We start from the raw sequence: 12440 nt of genomic DNA, 5'->3' as shown, positions 1-12440 counted from the left end.
GCATTATAATCACAAAAATCTATTAAAATTCTTTAGAGGATTTTAAGGACAGAAAGGATAGTATCTAGGAAAGTAAAAGATGCGATGGTGGGTTTAAAAATCAATTCGGAAAAAAGAGAGGCTTTGCAAAGGAGGGTGCAGTGAAAGCTGGATGAAAATTAAGATTCTTGAAAGATAAAATTATTGATGGAGAGTATAGAACTCTAAGCAGCGCGTTCTATATCCTCTTCTGAGGAGTATGGGAAAATATTGTCTTGATAAGAGATTTTCTTCTTCTGAGTTTTTACAAAAAGTTAAGAATGGTGGGCTTAAAACTGTAACTTTTCAAAGGCAAAAGTTAGGAGGGGAAATTATAGATCAGAGAGTGATTTCAACCTATCTATGCACCAAGAGATCTAGGGTTGGTGCAAAATTGAGAAAAATAATCAAGGCATAAAAATGCAGTATGTGGGGGCTGTAAAAAAAATGGGTATGTAAAAGGAAAAAAAATGGCACGAAAATATTTCGGTACGGATGGAATTCGAGGGAAAGCCAATCTTTTTCCTATGACACCAGATTTTGCCATGAAAATAGGAATGGCAGTGGGTGTTTTATTTCGCACAAAAGAACAGTCACATCGTGTGGTCATTGGAAAAGACACACGTTTATCTGGATATATGTTAGAAAACGCTTTGGTTTCAGGATTGACCGCTGCTGGAATGGATGTTTTCTTATTAGGACCGGTACCAACCCCTGCTGTTGCTATGTTATGCCGTTCATTACGGGCTGATTTAGGCGTGATGATTTCCGCTTCCCATAATCCTTTTTATGACAATGGTATTAAGTTGTTTGGTCCCGATGGTTTTAAACTTTCCGATGAAATAGAAATAAAAATTGAACAATTGGTTGAAAAAGATCTTTTACACTCTTTAGCAGAAGCTTCAGAAATCGGTCGTGCTAAACGTGTGGAAGGGGATATTTATCGTTATATCGAATATGCTAAACGAACTTTGCCCCGCGATGTGCGGTTGGATTCTTTGCGTATTGTTGTGGATTGTGCCAATGGCGCTACTTATAAAGCGGCGCCAAGGGCATTATGGGAATTAGGAGCAGAAGTTTTTGCGATTAATAATGAGCCAACAGGTTTGAATATTAACCAGAAATGCGGATCAACTGATCTCACCTCTTTAAAAAGAAAAGTGCATGAAGTGCGTGCTGATGTTGGAATTGCTCTTGATGGCGATGGTGATCGGGTGATCATGGTTGATGAAAAAGCGCAAACTATTGATGGGGATCAAATTATTGCTGTTATTGCTGAGCATTGGTATAAAACCGAACGGTTGCAGAGGAATGGAGTTGTTGCATCCATTATGTCAAATTTGGGGCTTGAGCGTTTCTTAAATAACAAAGGACTGGAGCTCATTCGTACAAATGTTGGAGATCGCTATGTTGTAGATGCTATGCGTCAAAAAGGATATAATGTAGGCGGGGAAGCTTCTGGGCATATCGTCTTAAGTGATTTTGGAACGACCGGTGATGGATTGGTTGCTGCCTTGCAAATTCTCGCTTGTATGCAGGAAAGTCAAGTTCCTATGAGCCAGTTATGTCAGCGTTTTGAAAGCGTTCCACAAATTTTAAAAAACATAGCCATTAAAAATAAAAAGATCTTACAGAATACTAAAGTCAAAACTGCAATCAATCAAGCACAGAAACGTTTAGGAAAAGAAGTCCGATTGGTGATTCGTCCCTCTGGGACTGAACCCCTCATTCGTGTAATGGCTGAAGGGGATGATCAAAAAGTCATTGAAGAGGTTGTTGCAGAGATTAGCACGGTTCTTGTACAGCATGATAGCACTGCAGCATAACAGTATAAAATAGTGGAAAACTTTTGAGAGCATGAGGAGCTTTTCGGTATTGGTTGCTGTAAATTCTCTCTACGTGATTCCATAAATTTATATAAGAGGTGGGAAAAACCTCTTCTTTTTTCTCTTGTTGAGAGAAACCTCTTACTCTTTTACAGGATGAAGAGAAACTATAGTTGTTCTATCAACCCGATTCTTATGATCAGCGAAGGGAAGAGGTGACAAAAAATCACTCAATATAAATGCTTTCTTTTATGGGTGTTGGATACGAAAAATAGCTGAGAATAATCCATGAGAGAAACAGATATTCTTGGATGAAAGATTATTCTCTTGCTGACTTTGAAAAAATTGATTGATCAAAAGCAGTGATATGCTTGTGGGTAAAGTTTGTTATCTGAAATCAGGCAGAAGAGAATATGTAATGGGGACGAGGGAAAAGATTATATTTGTTGGACGAGTCTCATTCTCGTTACAGAAAATATGCAGGTTATTATGGGGTGAGTTCCTCTGAAAACAAAAGGTCTTTTTTCAAAAAATTCAGCTTAAAGAGAATTTTTTTTGAACAGGACTTTCATCCAAGAATGTCTGTTTCTCTCATGGATTATTCTCAGCTATGGGTGAAGAGCAAGACTCTTTTAGATGCACGAGACGCTTCCCCTATTTCTAGGGGCGGTCTTTTTTATTTTTTTTCAAAAGAAAATAAGTGATAAACCCAAGAAGAGGTCCCCCTAATTTAACAAGAGGTAAATGTTTGTTTAGGAGTGTAAGACTGGAAAGCGCTGAAGCTGTTATAAGCTCATGACGTTGCTTTTCCCACTGCTTCTGGTGATCGCGACGATGATACGATTTTAAAAGCTTGCAAAGAACAGCGCTGAGTCCTGCGATAAAAAGCCAAATCAAAAATAATGTAGTTGCTGCTGCAAGAGGAGACATCACTAAACATAATGCGAGAAAACCTATGATGCATAAAAAGATAAGAGCTATAAATAATGCAATTCCAATGATTCCATAGCAAAATGTTTGGATTTGGATCTTCTTGACAGTGCTTTGGATTCCTCCACCAACAAGATGGTTCAAAAGGGGGGCTATCATTTTATACATTGGTTAACGGCGCAATAAGTGAGAAAGAATAAAACCAATGCCTGTCGCAATGAGAAGCGCTTTGCCAGGATGCTCTCGAACCTGTTGGTTGAGTGTTTTTTCTAAATCACTGTACTTGCTTTTCGCTTGTGATAAGAGTTCTTCACTATTTTCTTTTGCTGAACTGTAAAGTTGTTCGGCTTTGTTTTTTGCTTCGTTCATTTTGTTGGAACTAAAGTCACTTACGGTCGAGGTAATGCTTGCAATTTCACTGCGTAATTGATCCAATTGTTTCTTTAGTTTTTTTTCCGTCTCTGTTTTATTGTTTGTTTTATTATTTGCCATAGTCATTGTTCTTTCTATTGACTGATATTGCACATAGTATTGATATCATTTGACTGAAATAAAAATTTCATTGTCATGCTTTGTAACGTCATAAAATCTTCTTGGTTCCCTGATCTATTGAGGAATAGTCTTTTTAGAGATAGTTCTAAGAGAAATGGAGGGGGTTTGCTTCTTAAAAACTGTAAAGAAGAGTGTTCTGCAAAAAAAGAGACTACTTCAATAAGTAGACTGATGTAATCGGTTCTAATAATATGAGATTTTCTTTATAAGTTAGAAAAAAAGAAATATAAATAACATCTTAAAAAATCTTCTTGATGATAAAAAAGATTAATCGTAAGTAATAAAGAATAATTGACTTGTTTTTTGCAAATTTATACCTTTAAAAAGCGAATATAAAGAAGAGTCTGGAAGTATAAAGGGGGAATAAAAATTTAAATATAAGGATTTTGAATAGAATATGACATCTCATACAGTTCCTTTAGAAAACAAGGCAAGTGCATTACCCATGCATGATTTCTCTCCTTTTTCAATGTTTATGGCCGCTGATTGGGTGGTGCAAGCTGTTATTATCGCTTTATTGTTGGCTTCTCTCCTTTCTTGGACAATTGCTTTTTTTAAAATTGTTGAATTCACTGTTGCAAAATATAAAGCACGGCGCGTCTTTCAATTAACGAATGATGCTCAAACATTTGCAGAACTGATAGCAAGCTTTCAAAAAATTAAAGGAACTTCTGTCTTCTTTTTGGAAGAAGTTCTCAAAGAAATACGTCTGTCATCTCAACAACTTTGTCTTATGAAATCCAAAGATTTACACCAAAACCAAGGCGAAGTTTTTCCTTATGATATCCTTTCTTGTGGAAATATCGATGGAGTGAAAGAACGTGTTCATTCGCTTTTATCACGCTCCTTGTTTGCTGCAATGCGGCGTATCGCTTGCGGAAGTGCCGTTCTCGCGACGATTGGATCTGTGGCGCCCTTTGTTGGTCTTTTTGCAACCGTGTGGGGGATCATGAATGCCTTTATTGGAATCGCAAAATCCCAAACAACACGGTTGGATGTCGTCGCACCCGGAATTGCTGAAGCTTTGCTGGCAACAGCTATAGGGCTCTTTGTCGCAATTCCTGCTGTTATTCTCTATAATGGTTTTATACGTTTTTTGAATGGATATCGAAATGATTTAGCCGATATCGCAGCGGCAATCGAAAGACTTATAAGTCGTGAATTCGATAGACAACAACAGAATAAAAATTATCAGCTCAGCCATGAAAATAGATCAATATGATAATTGGGAAAACAGTGAAGAAGGCCTCCATAGTGAGATTAATATAACGCCTTTCATTGACGTCATCTTAGTGCTGTTGATTGTTTTTATGGTCGCTGCACCTTTAGCAACGTCTGTTCTTCCTGTTCAGTTGCCTACTCTTACGCAAACCCCTATTGTTGCTCAGACCGATGAGCCCATTTATATTACCTTGCAAAAGGATCATGCTCTTTATATTGGAAAAAATCACACCAGCAAAACAGAGTTGATTGATCTTTTGTTACAGAAAACGCAACGTAATTTCGAAACAAAGATTTTTATTCGAGCAGATAGCGAAATCGATTATGGAGCTGTTGTGGATCTCCTTAATCAAATCCGAAGTGCTGGATATACTAAAATTGGTCTTGTAGGGCTCCATAAAGCTGCAATAACTGCACCTAATTTTGCGGTAAATGATCCTATTGAAGATGATGACTGAATATATTCTAGAGTATTTGCTCCTTCTAGAATGTGTACTGGCCTCTCTGTATTGTGGGCTATTTGGGAGTGTGGGACTTCTGTTCAGAGGAGACTGTAGCATCTGGGGCAGAGGCAGTCTCTGTGCTTTGTCTATATGGAGAGGTGTGTGGGGGAAATATTGCGCCCTGAAGATGAGCGGTGAGAGTGTTATTCTTGTCCTGTTGAGCCAAAGCCTCCTGTGCCGCGTTCGTTTGGAATGGCTTGGAAAGAAGAAGAAAGGGAATCTGCTTGATGAGGATCAAATTCGCAAACATCAACTTGGGTAACTGGGGCAATGACCGTTTGTGCAATGCGCATCCCACGGTGGATGGAGAAATCTTCTTGCCCTAAATTAATAAGGAGGACTTTAACTTCACCACGGTAATCGCTATCAATTGTTCCAGGAGTGTTTAGGCAAGTGATGCCATGTTTTAAAGCAAGGCCAGATCGTGGACGTATTTGTGCTTCGTACCCTGGAAGAAGATGAAAGATAAAACCAGTGGGTATGAGAATACGCTGTCCTGGGATGAGATTCACAGTTTCTTCTGGAGCAAGAGCAGCGCGCAAATCAAGACCTGCAGATCCTGCTGTCGCATAATGAGGAAGCTCAAGCCCCTGTCCGTGATCAAGACGCTGAATCCGCAGAGGAAGTTTTTGTATTAGGTGAGAAAAAGTGTCTTTATGAGGCGTTGAAGGGGGAGTGTTTGAAGAATGAGGCATAGTAAGGAATTTCCAAAAGATAAATCAAGTTTATATCCTAACAAAAGCCTTGCTACAAAACAAGCAGATATGGTTTCATTAACAAGCACTCCCTTTTTTGGGTTCAGCTTGTGCCAATCAAAATCGCTGTTGCAAAAACTAAGTTGCAAAAACTAAAACGCCACCAAGGATCATCTGAAGAGAAGCGCGTCATAAGAAGGTGAACGTGAATTGATATGGTTTCATTAACAAGCACTTCCTTTTTTGGGTTCAGCTTGTGCCAATCAAAATCGCTGTTGCAAAAACTAAGTTGCAAAAACTAAAACGCCACCAAGGATCATCTGAAGAGAAGCGCGTCATAAGAAGGTGAACGTGAATTGATATGGTTTCATTAACAAGCACTCCCTTTTTTGGGTTCAGCTTGTGCCAATCAAAATCCCTGTTGCAAAAACTAAAGCGCCACCGAGGATAATCTGAAGAGAAGCGCGTCGTAAGGGGGTGGACATGAATTTATTTTGGATCCAAACAATGGCTCCTAACTCAAAAATGACAATAATGAAAGCAATAAGCGTTGCTAAGAAAAAAGAGTCAATCAAATAAGGAATCGTATGTCCTAGGCCACCAAGCATTGTCATTAGACCGCAAGCAATCCCTCTTTTTATAGGTGAGCCACGACCAGATAATTTACCATCATCATGGAGAGCTTCTGTAAATCCCATTGAAAGACCAGCACCAATGGAAGCAGAAAGGCCCACTAAAAAAGTTTTGTATGTATCACCCGTAGCAAAAGCTGCTGCAAAAATAGGAGCAAGGGTGGAAATGGAACCATCCATTAATCCCGCAAGGCCGGGTTGAATCCACGTTAGAAGAGTTTTCTTTTGATGAGGCGTAAGGGTAGAGTGATCTGTCTCTTCAGAGGAGGACTGAGCAGCAGAAAAAGACGAGAAAGCAGAGCTTTCAGGCGATGAATCTAAGGTGCCTTCATTTATATGGCAAGAAAGGTTAAGTAATTGTTTGTGGTGTTGGAGTTCATTATGACTCATGGTTGCAAGAATCAAAGCTTGAGTGGGACAAGATGATTTGAGTGCTTGTGCATATTTTAAATACAATGCAGCGTGGTCTTTTTTTAATTGAGTGGCATGAGCAACAATTTCTTGCGCTGTGCAGGAAGAACAAACCTTCTGGGGCTTCGGTGAAAAGAAATGCTTAGGCATTGGACTCATATGTTTAGTTTTAGAATTATTCTAAAATATAAAACGAAAATAATGAAAGTCAATTCGAAAACTTTACGATCAAAGTAAAATTGTGGAAGAGGGAAATTTCCTTTGTCGAAAAAACTACGCTAATTCGGTAAAGAATACCAATAAATATCCTGTAAGATGACAATCCTTAGATGCACTTTATAGAGAATGAAAACGTTCGGAGATGTTTGCTGTTCAAGGAAATAAGGGGACTCTCAAAACATCAAAAGAAGAGCATCGTCCCTTTGGTAGAGGAATCTATGGATTTTGGATAAAAAAGGATGAAAAGAGCTCTTTGCTTTCTTCTGGAGTATGGTGGGGAGGATGATGAGGAATTGGTGGAGATGAATGGAAAATCGATTTTGTACAGTGAGAGGTATGCTATTTAAGTGATGGCACGAAAGAAAGGTATGTTCTCTTGTCTTTGGAAAAAAGAAAGCGAACTCTTTGAGAAAGGGATTTCATCTGAAACATTTTTGAAAAGCGTATCGTTCTTCTTTCTGAAAATAAATAATGGATAAGGTGCAAGAAAAAACACGAAGCGGGCAGTGCTTCTCGTTACTTCCTGAAGAAAGAAAAAATAGAAAACATCGTCTTGAGGAGAAATGCTTTTGAAAGGTGAAGAGAACAATTGAAAAGAGGAGGATTTTATTCTTATTTTAGGTTGTTATTTGTATTTTTTATGGTTTTTACTGTTTCTTCAAGAGTCCTTTTGAAGCAACAAAGAGGCTGATAAGCATCAAAATTAAACTAGCAACAACATTCCAGCCAGCAAAGGAAAGAAACAAAAAATGTCCCGCTGCTTGATTACAAGAGGGAGATTGAATAGCGTTTAATTGATTTAAAAGGTGAGAGGCATCCGTTACGATCATGGTAGAGTGTGACGTGCAATTATTCGGTGCGTCCCAAAAGCGATATTCAGCCCCTACATGGTAGATTGCTAAGATAAGGCTGATGACCATGAAGATAAAAATACCCCAGAATAAAGAGCGTATCCAAGCAGAGGAGGGGAAAAATCGTGTTGATAAGGCAGCAATACTCAAAAATATCAGAGAGCCATAATAAGGAAAGCGCTCAATGATGCACAACTTGCAGGGAAGAATGCCACCAATATATTCAAACACAAGGGCAATGCCAATCGGAATCAATAAAAAGATGGCAAGAATAAAAATCCATAATTTTTGCTCTTTACTCTTGAGTGCACAGTAAAGATGTTCGGTAAAAGAAGAGTGAGAAAAGATCATTGTATGTGCGCCTTAAAGAGAAAAATATGATTTGAGAAAAAGAATGTATAAGCCATAAATGAATAAAAGCAAAAGAAAACAAAGGGGCATAAACCATTTAAAGTGACGCGAAAGCCAGTCGGTTGCTTGAGAGCCAAAACGGTGAATGAGCCAAGCAAAAAGAAAAAAACGTGTCCCACGCGACAGGATACACAGAAAAATAAAAAGCCAAAGATTAAAATGGGTAACACCCGCGAGAAGGGTGGTAATTTTGATGGGAGGAAGATGAGTCAGGCCTGAAATAGTCAGTAAAACTGCTAAAAATTCTTGAGTCGTATCATTGTATAATATTTTGAAATTTTCATATTGATTGGTAAATTCTAACAGAGGTTTGACAATCGCGTCAAAGGCGAAATAACCAAGACACCATCCAAAAATACCCCCAAAAACAGAAAAAAATGTTGCAATAAAGGCATAAAAATACGCCTTTTTAGGGCGGACAAGCGCAATGGGAATATACAAAACATCCGCTGGAATAAAAAAAATAAAACTTTCAATAAAAGCAATAAAACCAAGCCAATAAGGCGCTGTACGGCGCTTTGCCAGTGAAATTGTCCAAAGCTTTACTGAGTTCAAGATCATTATTTCTTCCGACAATTCAAAGAGGCAAAGAAGATCAAAAAAATCTTAGGAAGCCTGAATGAGACAAAAATAGCCAATTTTTGCAAAAAAAAATCTAGTGTTGACGAATCTTCTGTTCTTTATATAGTGCAAAAAAAGAGGGAACAAGTATGTTCCTTATCAGATGTCGTGCGGGTGTGGTGGAACTGGTAGACGCGCCAGACTCAAAATCTGGTTCCGAGAGGAGTGTCGGTTCGAGTCCGACCACCCGCACCATTTTATTTCATATTCTCTTAATTTTAAAGTATAAGATCGTTCTCTCCAAAAATAGATAAACATGTTGCAATAAGGGCATAGAGCGTTTTTTGAAAGCCAACAAGTGTGATGGGAATATACAAAACATCCGCTGGAATAAAAAAAATAAAACTTTCAATAAAAGCAATAAAACCAAGCTAATAAGGCGCTGTTTGTTTCCAATACAGCTCGTGGAAAGACAGCGTCTCTCCGATCTTTCTGGTGCTTATGCAGAGCTTCTTTGAAAGATTTGTTGGACGGCTTCTCTTTGCTGGCTTCTCTTCGGAGGGAAGTCAAAAAGATGTGCTAAAAGAGTTTTTTGTAAAAAAGAGAGCATATAGAGAGCATATAAAGAGGCACATACAGAGAAAATGAGGAGAAAAAGAAGAGATAAGAAGAAGTATAAGGGTAGAAGCAATGGGTGGGGACTCCAAAGGTGTGTGTTAGAATATGGTGATGAAAGAGGTGATTCGTGCTTTTTTCAAAAAGTTTAGGTGTCTTTATACGATTTGCAGTGCGGCAGTGAGCAGCAAGCTAGTCTCCTTTCAAGAAGTTAAGACATGTTTAAGATATCTTTGTGCGATTTGCGTAGCCCCAATGAACAGCAAGTAAGTCTAAACAATCGCGCAAATGATCAGCAAGAGAATTTTGTTTGCGTTTGGAGGAACTTAATTCTTTAAACGCTTGATCATAACCAACTACTTGTTCAACCAGTCGATACCCAAGAATACCTAACTGGGTCTTAACTATTTGTAATTGTTTGAGCGCATTAGTTTGGGCTTCTATTGGGTGGGTATATCGCTGATCACTATCCACTTTTTGAACGGTCAAATCAAGACTCATTTGTGTATCACCTTGGCATTGACGCCAATAAACATAAAAGCGTTCCGCTGCTTTGTATTGCGCTTGGTTGATATGTCCTTTCTTATATAAAAGGGCAATGGGACGGCTGTGGGCATCAATAAAAGCAAGAGTGGTGCGTGGGTTTTTTGTGCTAATTGGAGATGTAGATTGAAAGGCAGGATTACTCGTTTCAATGATCACTTCTCGAGTTTTTAGGTGACCAATGGATTTCTTTTTACAGCGAGAGCAGGGAGAGAGACAGGGATGGGAGGATTGCTGTTTTTTGCTGGAGGTAATGGTGGAATCTGTTTTTTGTGAATGGGGCATGATGTTTCCTTTCGAAGAGGGAGAGGGGTGTCATTTGGGTGGAAAAGCACTGAAGTAAAAGCTTTTAAGGGGGAGTGATGTGTTGGAGGATTGAAGGAATTCGCGTTGGTTGATGGATTGTTCTTAAAGAGAATTATTCTTTTGTATTGCAGGGTTTTTCTGTGCAGCGAGAGCAGGGAGAGAGACAGGGATGGGAGGATTGCTGTTTTTTGCTGGAGGTAATGGTGGAATCTGTGTAGCGAGAGAAGATGAAGGAAGAAAAGAAGAAGATTCTTGTGGAAGAGGAGGTGTAGAAAAACAGTTTACTGTGGAAGCGATGATGGGACTTTGCTTTGAATCCAAAGAGCTATTTGGGTTCTGTTCAATATAGCGTCGGGGCGTTAAGGGAGCAGAAGAAGAACAACGATAACGGTAAGTTTTAGGGTCAAACCAGAGCCCAATTTTTCCTTCAAAATCACCAGAGCGTTGTTTGGCGATATTGATAATAACACTTGGGCGTTGTGCTAAGTGCGCTTTTTCTTCTGGTTTATGGGTAGACAAAATTTTGTCTTCTAAAGAACGGTTCCGCCAAATGGTGATGATGTTAAAAGCATTGGCACCAATTTCTGAGGCGCCTTTAATATCTTCTGTGCCTGGGACATCCTTTTCTAAACCACTTTTGCGTGTATGCGTTACAAGATGAATGTGAACAGCGTTTAAAACTGCCCAATCAACTATTTTATAAACAGCTTGTTCTTGTCTTGCGTAGTCATCGGAGGCGATCCCAAGGCGCATCAAACTGTCTATAATAAACTGGTCACAGCCATATTTGGCACGGCAATAGTCAAAAATATCTAAGAGGGCATCAACGCTTGATTTGCCTACATGCTCGTACAAAATAAGACCTGCATCTAAAAAATGAAGAACGCGTTCAATCATTTCTTTCGTTGGTTGGTCCGTTCCGCCAGTTTGTTTCGTTAAACGACGTAAAGATTGTTCTCCTTTCATTTCAAGAGAAGCTAAGCAAAGACGGCTTTTTTGCGCAATCCAATGGGGAATGCAATCCGATAAAAGTTGGCTTTTGCCAGCACCACTGGCTCCACTCCAAAGGGTCAATTCCGCAGGGCGAAAATAAAGTTTACCATTCAGTTTTGGATAGGGAACTGTATAGCCAAGATGCTGTTTTGCAGGAGGATAAAATAAGTTTATAACTTGCTCCTTATAATCCAAAACATGGCGTAACCCTTTGGGTGTAAAACTTTGAGCTTGCAAAAAAGCTTCGTGGATGATGGAAGCGTCAACACCTGCTTGTAAACACGCATTCGCATCTTTGCTAGGAAGGCGGACGCGATAACATCGATGGCGACCAAGGCGATGGGCAATCTCAAATGCTGCTTCTTCCCCCGGTGTATCCATATCCGTAGCAAGAAAAATAGTTTCAAAAGACTCTAAACGATCAAATTCATTCTCAATCCAATTTTGTTTGCCTCCTTTCCCACCGCCAAAGGGAACAGAAACAGCTGGATATCCATAGGCTGCTAAAGAAAGCGCATCAATTTCTCCTTCAGTGATCACAAGAGTTCGGTCCGTTGAATCACAGTCTTTGAATGACAAAGCTTGCCAGCCAAATAAAATCGGTTCACATTGAGAAGCTGTTGGTTTTGCTGTTGCACCGTTTTTGGCTAAGCGCTCTTTCACTAAGGCAAGGGTACCATCTGGTTTATAAAAAGGAAAAATAATCTTATTGCCCTCTTCGCCAATCCGGTATTGCTGTAAAATTTCAAGGGGAATGCAACGCTCTTTGTGCAAATATGTTTTAACCCGCTGTTGCGGAATATTTGCTTTCGGAAGAGGAGGAGCACGATAATGATGGCGGGGGGCCATAAAAGGTTTTGGACGAGAAAGATTGAGATAAGCGCGTGCTTCATCAAGCGCCTCAGGGAGACTGATTCCTTTAACACTACACCACAGGTCAAGAAGATCTCCGCCATTGCCTTCAGCAAAATCATACCAAAGCCCTGCTTTTTTGCCGCTTAAACTGATCGATAGGCTTTGTCCTGCTTCGCCGTGGATATTGCCCACAACCCAAGAATTGCCGCGCTTTTTCCCTTGTGGAAGCAGCATTTCTGCTATAGAGCCTGCTTGGGCGGTAAGTCTTTGTTTAATTTCAAAAAGTGTGCTCATTGTC

Annotated in this window: 14 protein-coding genes and 1 tRNA gene; 5 read left to right on the top strand and 10 right to left on the bottom strand. The window is 39.4% G+C overall.

Going from position 1 to position 12440, the window contains the following annotated elements; genetic code table 11:
• Positions 1 to 488: 488 nt before the first annotated feature.
• Positions 489 to 1844, top strand: coding sequence for a phosphoglucosamine mutase (gene glmM, locus B11cv2_RS05765; protein ID WP_100693700.1), 1356 nt, complete (start codon positions 489 to 491; stop codon positions 1842 to 1844).
• A gap of 660 nt (positions 1845 to 2504) precedes the next feature.
• Here glmM and B11cv2_RS05760 read toward each other — a convergent pair.
• Both B11cv2_RS05760 and B11cv2_RS05755 read right to left on the bottom strand, forming a co-directional pair.
• The gene (locus tag B11cv2_RS05760; RefSeq protein WP_100693699.1) at positions 2505 to 2942 is read right to left on the bottom strand and encodes a phage holin family protein; all 438 of its coding nucleotides are present in this window, start codon (positions 2940 to 2942) and stop codon (positions 2505 to 2507) included.
• Positions 2943 to 2945: 3 nt separating this feature from the next.
• Positions 2946 to 3266 (bottom strand): YqjD family protein, encoded by a 321-nt coding sequence (locus tag B11cv2_RS05755; protein WP_100693698.1) that lies wholly within the window; start codon positions 3264 to 3266, stop codon positions 2946 to 2948.
• 457 nt (positions 3267 to 3723) lie between these two features.
• On the opposite strand from B11cv2_RS05755, the gene B11cv2_RS05750 reads away from it, so the two are divergent.
• Both B11cv2_RS05750 and B11cv2_RS05745 read left to right on the top strand, forming a co-directional pair.
• Entirely contained in the window at positions 3724 to 4548 is an 825-nt protein-coding gene (locus tag B11cv2_RS05750; RefSeq protein WP_100693697.1) for a MotA/TolQ/ExbB proton channel family protein, read from the top strand.
• Complete coding sequence (locus B11cv2_RS05745; RefSeq protein WP_100693696.1) at positions 4529 to 5005, top strand: biopolymer transporter ExbD; 477 nt, start codon at positions 4529 to 4531, stop codon at positions 5003 to 5005. The genes B11cv2_RS05750 and B11cv2_RS05745 overlap by 20 nt, the downstream gene beginning before the upstream one ends.
• A gap of 188 nt (positions 5006 to 5193) precedes the next feature.
• On the opposite strand, the gene dut is transcribed toward B11cv2_RS05745, so the two are convergent.
• The 4 genes from dut to B11cv2_RS05735 all read right to left on the bottom strand — a co-directional run bounded on the left by dut (position 5194) and on the right by B11cv2_RS05735 (position 6938).
• The gene (gene dut / locus B11cv2_RS05740) at positions 5194 to 5745 is read right to left on the bottom strand and encodes a dUTP diphosphatase (protein WP_100693695.1); all 552 of its coding nucleotides are present in this window, start codon (positions 5743 to 5745) and stop codon (positions 5194 to 5196) included.
• A 103-nt stretch (positions 5746 to 5848) separates the two neighbouring features.
• Positions 5849 to 5980, bottom strand: a complete 132-nt coding sequence (locus tag B11cv2_RS07565; RefSeq protein WP_256387020.1) for a hypothetical protein — start codon at positions 5978 to 5980, stop codon at positions 5849 to 5851.
• A gap of 14 nt (positions 5981 to 5994) precedes the next feature.
• Positions 5995 to 6126 carry a hypothetical protein gene (locus B11cv2_RS07560; RefSeq protein WP_256387020.1) on the bottom strand — a complete coding sequence of 44 codons (132 nt, stop codon included), beginning with the start codon at positions 6124 to 6126 and terminating at the stop codon, positions 5995 to 5997.
• Between the two features lie 14 nt (positions 6127 to 6140).
• On the bottom strand, positions 6141 to 6938 hold the full coding sequence (locus B11cv2_RS05735; protein ID WP_100693694.1) for a hypothetical protein: 798 nt from the start codon (positions 6936 to 6938) through the stop codon (positions 6141 to 6143).
• A gap of 211 nt (positions 6939 to 7149) precedes the next feature.
• On the opposite strand from B11cv2_RS05735, the gene B11cv2_RS07160 reads away from it, so the two are divergent.
• Positions 7150 to 7293 carry a hypothetical protein gene (locus tag B11cv2_RS07160; protein ID WP_158521549.1) on the top strand — a complete coding sequence of 48 codons (144 nt, stop codon included), beginning with the start codon at positions 7150 to 7152 and terminating at the stop codon, positions 7291 to 7293.
• Between the two features lie 361 nt (positions 7294 to 7654).
• On the opposite strand, the gene B11cv2_RS05730 is transcribed toward B11cv2_RS07160, so the two are convergent.
• Both B11cv2_RS05730 and B11cv2_RS05725 read right to left on the bottom strand, forming a co-directional pair.
• A complete protein-coding gene (locus B11cv2_RS05730; RefSeq protein WP_100693693.1) occupies positions 7655 to 8209 on the bottom strand; it encodes a disulfide bond formation protein B in 555 nt (184 codons plus the stop codon).
• Positions 8210 to 8221: 12 nt separating this feature from the next.
• On the bottom strand, positions 8222 to 8830 hold the full coding sequence (locus tag B11cv2_RS05725; protein WP_100693692.1) for a YqaA family protein: 609 nt from the start codon (positions 8828 to 8830) through the stop codon (positions 8222 to 8224).
• 170 nt (positions 8831 to 9000) lie between these two features.
• On the opposite strand from B11cv2_RS05725, the gene B11cv2_RS05720 reads away from it, so the two are divergent.
• Positions 9001 to 9085, top strand: a tRNA-Leu gene (locus B11cv2_RS05720).
• 582 nt (positions 9086 to 9667) lie between these two features.
• On the opposite strand, the gene B11cv2_RS05715 is transcribed toward B11cv2_RS05720, so the two are convergent.
• Together B11cv2_RS05715 and B11cv2_RS05710 are read right to left on the bottom strand one after the other, a co-directional pair.
• Positions 9668 to 10273, bottom strand: a complete 606-nt coding sequence (locus tag B11cv2_RS05715; protein WP_100693691.1) for a hypothetical protein — start codon at positions 10271 to 10273, stop codon at positions 9668 to 9670.
• A 123-nt stretch (positions 10274 to 10396) separates the two neighbouring features.
• The gene (locus B11cv2_RS05710) at positions 10397 to 12436 is read right to left on the bottom strand and encodes a toprim domain-containing protein (protein WP_245406967.1); all 2040 of its coding nucleotides are present in this window, start codon (positions 12434 to 12436) and stop codon (positions 10397 to 10399) included.
• Positions 12437 to 12440 lie beyond the last annotated feature (4 nt).

The organism is Bartonella sp. 1-1C (assembly GCF_002810325.1).
Lineage (GTDB): Bacteria > Pseudomonadota > Alphaproteobacteria > Rhizobiales > Rhizobiaceae > Bartonella > Bartonella rochalimae.
Note: the sequence above shows the minus strand (reverse complement) of the source record. Positions and strands in the feature narration are given on the sequence as shown.

Excerpts from the sequence above, each read along its gene's own strand:
- glmM (WP_100693700.1), top strand. The coding sequence starts at position 489 with ATGGCACGAAAATATTTCGGTACGGATGGAATTCGAGGGAAAGCCAAT.
- B11cv2_RS05760 (WP_100693699.1), bottom strand. The coding sequence starts at position 2,942 with ATGTATAAAATGATAGCCCCCCTTTTGAACCATCTTGTTGGTGGAGGA.
- B11cv2_RS05755 (WP_100693698.1), bottom strand. The coding sequence starts at position 3,266 with ATGGCAAATAATAAAACAAACAATAAAACAGAGACGGAAAAAAAACTA.
- B11cv2_RS05750 (WP_100693697.1), top strand. The coding sequence starts at position 3,724 with ATGACATCTCATACAGTTCCTTTAGAAAACAAGGCAAGTGCATTACCC.
- B11cv2_RS05745 (WP_100693696.1), top strand. The coding sequence starts at position 4,529 with ATGAAAATAGATCAATATGATAATTGGGAAAACAGTGAAGAAGGCCTC.
- dut (WP_100693695.1), bottom strand. The coding sequence starts at position 5,745 with ATGCCTCATTCTTCAAACACTCCCCCTTCAACGCCTCATAAAGACACT.
- B11cv2_RS05735 (WP_100693694.1), bottom strand. The coding sequence starts at position 6,938 with ATGCCTAAGCATTTCTTTTCACCGAAGCCCCAGAAGGTTTGTTCTTCC.
- B11cv2_RS07160 (WP_158521549.1), top strand. The coding sequence starts at position 7,150 with ATGTTTGCTGTTCAAGGAAATAAGGGGACTCTCAAAACATCAAAAGAA.
- B11cv2_RS05730 (WP_100693693.1), bottom strand. The coding sequence starts at position 8,209 with ATGATCTTTTCTCACTCTTCTTTTACCGAACATCTTTACTGTGCACTC.
- B11cv2_RS05725 (WP_100693692.1), bottom strand. The coding sequence starts at position 8,830 with ATGATCTTGAACTCAGTAAAGCTTTGGACAATTTCACTGGCAAAGCGC.
- B11cv2_RS05715 (WP_100693691.1), bottom strand. The coding sequence starts at position 10,273 with ATGCCCCATTCACAAAAAACAGATTCCACCATTACCTCCAGCAAAAAA.
- B11cv2_RS05710 (WP_245406967.1), bottom strand. The coding sequence starts at position 12,436 with ATGAGCACACTTTTTGAAATTAAACAAAGACTTACCGCCCAAGCAGGC.